This is a genomic window from Stenotrophomonas sp. 05L44_2 (genome assembly GCF_056665995.1).
On the sequence record NZ_JBFTNR010000194.1, the window covers coordinates 1 to 5,846 of the forward strand.

Annotated in this window: 6 protein-coding genes; 3 read left to right on the forward strand and 3 right to left on the reverse strand. The window is 66.9% G+C overall.

Features of this window, described 5'->3' with window-relative positions; all coding sequences use genetic code 11:
- From AC1VAN_RS08740 to AC1VAN_RS08750, 3 genes are all read left to right on the forward strand, one after another.
- Positions 1 to 254 (forward strand): M28 family peptidase (locus tag AC1VAN_RS08740; protein ID WP_480985640.1); only part of this gene is annotated, 254 nt, incomplete at its 5' end.
- Positions 255 to 408: 154 nt separating this feature from the next.
- On the forward strand, positions 409 to 1,812 hold the full coding sequence (gene gltX / locus AC1VAN_RS08745) for a glutamate--tRNA ligase (RefSeq protein WP_442251708.1): 1,404 nt from the start codon (positions 409 to 411) through the stop codon (positions 1,810 to 1,812).
- A 34-nt stretch (positions 1,813 to 1,846) separates the two neighbouring features.
- Positions 1,847 to 2,332: a transcriptional repressor gene (locus AC1VAN_RS08750; protein WP_480985641.1), complete on the forward strand. Its 486-nt coding sequence runs from the start codon at positions 1,847 to 1,849 to the stop codon at positions 2,330 to 2,332.
- Between the two features lie 139 nt (positions 2,333 to 2,471).
- On the opposite strand, the gene AC1VAN_RS08755 is transcribed toward AC1VAN_RS08750, so the two are convergent.
- From AC1VAN_RS08755 to AC1VAN_RS08765, 3 genes are all read right to left on the reverse strand, one after another.
- Positions 2,472 to 3,635: an HlyD family secretion protein gene (locus AC1VAN_RS08755; protein ID WP_032976052.1), complete on the reverse strand. Its 1,164-nt coding sequence runs from the start codon at positions 3,633 to 3,635 to the stop codon at positions 2,472 to 2,474.
- Positions 3,636 to 3,645: 10 nt separating this feature from the next.
- The gene (locus AC1VAN_RS08760) at positions 3,646 to 5,319 is read right to left on the reverse strand and encodes an MFS transporter (protein WP_480985642.1); all 1,674 of its coding nucleotides are present in this window, start codon (positions 5,317 to 5,319) and stop codon (positions 3,646 to 3,648) included.
- Positions 5,319 to 5,846, reverse strand: a 528-nt coding sequence (locus AC1VAN_RS08765) for a TetR/AcrR family transcriptional regulator (protein WP_480985643.1), incomplete at its 5' end; no start/stop codon positions are given. The genes AC1VAN_RS08765 and AC1VAN_RS08760, both read right to left, overlap by 1 nt.

Sequence of the window (5,846 nt, forward strand, 5' to 3'; positions counted from 1 at the left end):
ACGTGGGTGCAACCACCGTGGCCACCCGCAACACCGGCAGCACCGACCACATCAGCTTCGACCGCATCGGCCTGCCGGGCTTCCAGTTCATCCAGGACAAGCTGGACTATTTCAGCAACGTCCACCACAGCCACCTGGACACCTGGGACCACGCCGAACCGGAAGACCTGAAGCAGGCCGCCGCCATCGTCGCCTCCTTCGCCTACCACGCTGCCATGCGCGAGCAGCCGTTCCCGCGCAAGCCCGAGCCCTGAAAAAGGGACGGAGGGGATCAAGTCGTGTTTCCCCTCCGCTGCATCGGCGTTCTCCCGGGAGCGCGGCAATAGTGACTTGCCCCCCTCCGTCCCCTTTTTCCGCAGGGGGCGGAGGGCTGGTAAAATCGGGGGATACCCGTTCCTCGAGCCCTCCATGACCTGCCGCACCCGCTTCGCCCCCAGTCCCACCGGCTACCTGCATATCGGTGGCGCCCGCACCGCGCTGTACTGCTGGCTGGAGGCCCGCCATCGTGGCGGCGAGTTCGTGCTGCGCATCGAGGACACCGACCGTGAACGCAGCACCCAGGGTGCGATCGATGCGATCCTGGAGGCGATGGAGTGGCTGGGCCTGGACTACGACGAAGGCCCGTTCTACCAGACCGAGCGCGTCGCCCGGTACAAGGAAGTGGCCGAGCAGCTGATCGCCGACGGCAAGGCGTACTACGCCTACGAAACCCGCGAAGAGCTGGACGCCATGCGCGAGGCCGCGATGGCCAGGCAGGAAAAGCCGCGTTACAACGGCGCTGCCCGCGAGCAGGGCCTGCCGTACAGGGACGACCCGAACCGCGTCATCCGCTTCAAGAACCCGCTTGAAGGCACGGTGGTGTTCGATGATCTGATCAAGGGCCGCATCGAGATCGCCAACAGCGAGCTGGATGACATGGTCATCTTCCGTCCGGACGGCTACCCCACCTACAACTTCGCGGTGGTGGTGGACGACTGGGACATGAAGATCTCCGAAGTCATCCGTGGCGACGACCACATCAACAACACCCCGCGCCAGATCAACCTGTACGAAGGCATCGGCGCACCGGTGCCGAAGTTCGGCCACATGCCGATGATCCTGGACGAGCAGGGCGCCAAGCTGTCCAAGCGCACCGGCGCGGCCGACGTGATGCAGTACAGGGACGCCGGCTACCTGCCTGATGCGCTGCTGAGCTACCTGGCCCGGCTGGGCTGGTCGCACGGCGACCAGGAACTGTTCAGCCGCCAGGAACTGATCGACCTGTTCGATGTGAAGGACTGCAATTCCAAGGCCTCGCGCCTGGACATGGCCAAGCTGGGCTGGGTCAACCAGCACTTCCTGAAGACCGAGGAGCCGGCCGCGATCGTGCCGCACCTGGTCTACCAGCTGCAGAAGCTGGGCCTGGATGTGGCCGCTGGCCCGGCGCCGGTGGACGTGGTGATCGCCCTGCGCGAGCGCGTGCAGACCCTGAAGGAAATGGCCGAGAAGGCCGTGGTCTGGTACCAGCCGCTGAACGAATACGATGAAGCGGCCGTGGCCAAGCACTTCAAGGCCGGTGCGGAACTGCCGCTGGGCAAGGCCCGCGAGCTGCTGGCAGCCCTGCCGGAGTGGACCGCCGAGGCCGTTGGCGTGGCCCTGCACGATGCAGCCGCCGCGCTGGAAATGGGCATGGGCAAGGTCGCCCAGCCGCTGCGCGTGGCCATCACCGGCACCCAGGTCAGCCCTGACATTTCCCATACCGTGTACCTGGCCGGCCGCGAGCAGGCCTTGAAACGCATCGATGTGGCCATCACCAAGGTAGCAACGGCCTGAGCCCTGCGGCCCACGCCCGAACTGGAGAACGCGCATGTCCGCCAAAACCGCCTGTACGGCCCCGCACCACCATGTCCACKACGCTTCGGATTTCGTGGCGGTGGTCGAGCGTGTCTCGCGCGAGCGCGGGCTGCGCCTTACCCCCATCCGCGCCAACGTGCTCAAGCTGATCGCCGAGGCCGGCAAGCCGGTCAAGGCCTACGAGCTGCTGGAGTGGGTGCGCAACGGCAAGGGTGTGGGCGCTGACGCCCCGCCCACCGTGTACCGCGCGCTCGACTTCCTCATGGCCAATGGCTTCGTGCACAAGCTGGAATCGGTCAATGCCTTCGTGGCCTGCCACCACCCCAGCAGTGCGGCCCATTCGGTGCCGTTCCTGATCTGCAACAGCTGCCACAGCGCGGTGGAACTGGAAGACCGCGAGATCGTGACCCAGCTGGAAAAGCGGGCCAAGGAGCTCGGCTTCCAACCGCAGGCACAGACATTGGAAGTACACGGACTCTGCGCCCGCTGCGCAGGCTGATGCGAGGGCAGTGCCGGCCGCTGGCCGGCTTCCTCGGGATTGGGGTCAGATCCCTTTGCCAGTGGCAAAGGGATCTGACCCCATTTCATAACAATGCAGCCGAGCATGGAGCATGGCTCGACTCCACCGGGCCGGCGCCCTAGTCCATCGGCTTGGTCGCGGTATCCACCCGCACGATCACCGACATGCCCGGCCGCAACCGCGCCGCCAGTTCCTGGTCCCCGTTGATCGAGATACGCACCGGCAGCCGCTGCACCACCTTGGTGAAATTGCCGCTGGCATTGTCCGGGCGCAGCACGCTGAACTCCGATCCGGTGGCCGGCGCGATCTGCTCCACCCGTCCGCGCAGCACCTGGCCCTGGAACGCATCCACCGAGAACGAGGCGGGCTGCCCGATCTTCATCTGCCAGGTCTGGCCTTCCTTGTAGTTGGCCACCACCCACAATGCATCGGGCACCAGGAACAGCAGCTGCGAACCGGCGGCTACGTACTGTCCCACGCGCACGCTCGCCTCGCTGATCTGCCCATCGCGCGGCGCATGGATCACCGTATTGGCCAGGTCGATGCGGGCCAGCTCAAGCTGTGCCTGCGCACTTTCCACCTGCGCTTCCAGGCTCTTGCGCGAGACCTGGGTCGAGACCAGGGTTTCTTCGGCGATGCGGATCTGCGCCTGCGACTGCTGCACGCTGGCCTGCGCCGAGGCCTGGCTGGTGCGGAACTTGTCGCGGTCGTTGATGGACACCAGCTGCTGCGCCGCCAGTTCCTCGTAACGCTTGGCCTCGTTGCGCGAGCGCTGCAGTTCGGCCTGGCCGGCCGACAGCGTGGCCCGCGCCGCAGCGATCTGCGCGCGGTTCTGCGCCTGCGACTGGTCCGAATTGGCCAGGGCCGCGCGCGCGCTGTCCAACGTGGCCTGCGCCTGCGCCACCCGCTGCGCGTAGATGCGGTCGTCGATGCGCAGCAGCGGCTCGCCCTGCTTCACGTGCTGGAAGTCCTTCACCAGCACGTCGGTCACATAGCCGTTCACCTGCGGCGCCATCACCGTGATCTGACCGCGCACGTAGGCGTTGTCGGTCACCATCACGGTGCTGGTGAACGGCCACAGGTGCCAGGCGCGCAGGATCAGCGCGATGCCCAGCAGGGCCACCACCACCATCACCACCACGCTGCGCGAACTCGGCTTGAGGTACTTCGGCGCGGCGGCGGGCGCGGCAGGCGTCGCCGCCGGTGCCGCATCGGTGGGCGGCGGCGGGGTGACGTTCTCGGCAGCGTCGGTGTCGTCTGGACGGGGCGGGACGGGAGGCATGACGGTGGACTCAGCGCGGTGCCGCGGTCGCAGCCGCAGCGGGGGAGGAAGGATGGCGCTTGCGCCATTGTTTGCGTACGGCGGTACGCAGCGACAGCAGCAGCAACCAGCACAGGAAACCGATTGCCAGCCAACCGCTCAGGGTGAACACATCGTTGAAGCCTCGCACGTTGGCTTCGCGGCGGGTGGTCTGCGCCAGCTGCGCGCTGCCCTGGGCACTGCGCAGCACCGGGTCGGTGATCTGCGCTGCGTACAGCTGTTGCTGGATGCGCAGGCGCTGTGCCACCACCGGGTAGGCTGGATCGAGCTGGCTGGTCAGCGCGCTGGAATACAGCTGCTCGCGATGCAGCTGGAATGTTCCCAGCACGGCTGAGCCGGCCAGTCCGCCCAGCGTCTGCGTGATCGACAATGTCACCAGGAAGGTGATCATGTGGTCCACGCCCTGTTTCAACGCGGCGGAAATGCCAAGCATGATCAGCGGGCCCATGAACATGCCGGCGCCAACCGACGCCAGGAACTGGCTGATGTAGAAGTCGTGCGGGCGATCCAGGCTGGTGCGGTGCTGGTCGAAGAACGCGGCGGCACCCAGCAGCAGGATCGCCATCAACAGCTGCGCAATCAGGCGCTTCGGGCCGAAGGTCAGTGACGCACCGGCGATGCCGGTGACCACGCCGGCCAGGATCACCACGAACAGCGGCCGCATCTGGTCCGGTCCCATGCCCAGCGTGCGCATCAGGTTGACCACGCCGTAGGACTGTTCAGTGGTCAGGAAGCGGATCAGGAAGGCGCCGACGATGAAGTGCATCACCGGCAGGGTCGACAGCCAACGGATCTGCAGCAGCGGGTTGCGCCGGTAGTGTTCGATGATCAGTGCGGTGGTGGTCAGCACGATGGAGGCGATCAGCGCCCAGCCCAGCCACGGCGTGTTCAACCACCAGCGCGTGTAGCCCTGGGCCAGCACCACCACCAGCAGGGCGACGGCAGGCGCGAGCAGGGCGAAGGTGAGGAAATCCAGCGGTTCGAAGGCCTTGACCTGGATTCCCGGCGGCAGCTTCAGCACGACCACGGCGGCAAACGCGCACAGCGCCAGCCCCGCTTCGAACGAATACAGCTGGTGCCATTGGCCGGTATCGACCAGGCCGGGTGAGACGATCCAGGCAATCGGCACCGCCAGCTGCGACAGGCCGACGCCGATCACCAGCAGGTTGCCGGTGAATCGCCGCGGCAGCGCCTGCAGCATGTACAGCGTCCCCAGCGTCGAACAGGCCGCGCCGGCGAAACCGCTGGCGGCGCGGGTCAGCATGGTGGTCTCGAAACTGCCGACGAACAGGTGCAGCACCGCCAGCGCCGCGTACAGCCCCAGGCCGATCTCGGCAAACAGGCGGATGCCGTATTGCTGGCGGAACTTGAAGGCCAGCAGGTTGGCGGTCACGTTGACCATGGCGTAGGCAGCCACCAGCCAGCTGCCCTGGGTGGGAGTGAGTGCCAGTTGCCCCTGCAGGAAGGGCAGGTTGGCCGTTACCAGCGCGTTGCCAAGGCCGCCGGTGATGGCCACCAGCAGCGACACCAGTGCATAGGCTGCACGCCGATAAGGCGGGTGCCAGGGCATCGATGCCGAACCGGGCATGGTCGGCTTCTCGTGCTCCTCCCACTCCGGAACCGGCTTGAGGTACGGCTGCACCATCAGCGTTCCCCGCTGGCTGCTCCCTGGAGTCCCCCGCGCAGCAGCTGCAGGGCACGCCCGGCCAGCTGGGCGCGCTCATCGCGGGTCTTGCCGCGCAGGGCCGCCCCCAGCATGCCCGAGATCAGTGAAATATCCGTCTTCTCCAGGTCGGGCCGGCACAGGCCAGCAGCCTTGGCGCGGGCGATGGGGGCTTCCAGCAGGTCGCGCACGGTCTCGCGTGCGGTGCGCATGGCCGGCACGTCCGAATCGACCGCGCGCCAGTAATCGGCCAGTGCCGGCGAATCGACGATGCGCTGGGCCATGCCTTCAAACACCTCGAACAGGGCGTCGTCGCGGTCGCCAAGCTGCTCGACCTGGCGGCGGATGCGGTCGACCGTGCGCTGCAGCAGCGCCTGGATCAGCGCGGTGCGGTCAGGGAAATTCCGATACAGGGTGGCGCGGCCGACTTCGGCACGCTCGACCACCAGGTCCAGCGGCGCGGTGACGCCGTGTTGGCCGAACACATGGTCGGCAGCATCGAGGATGAG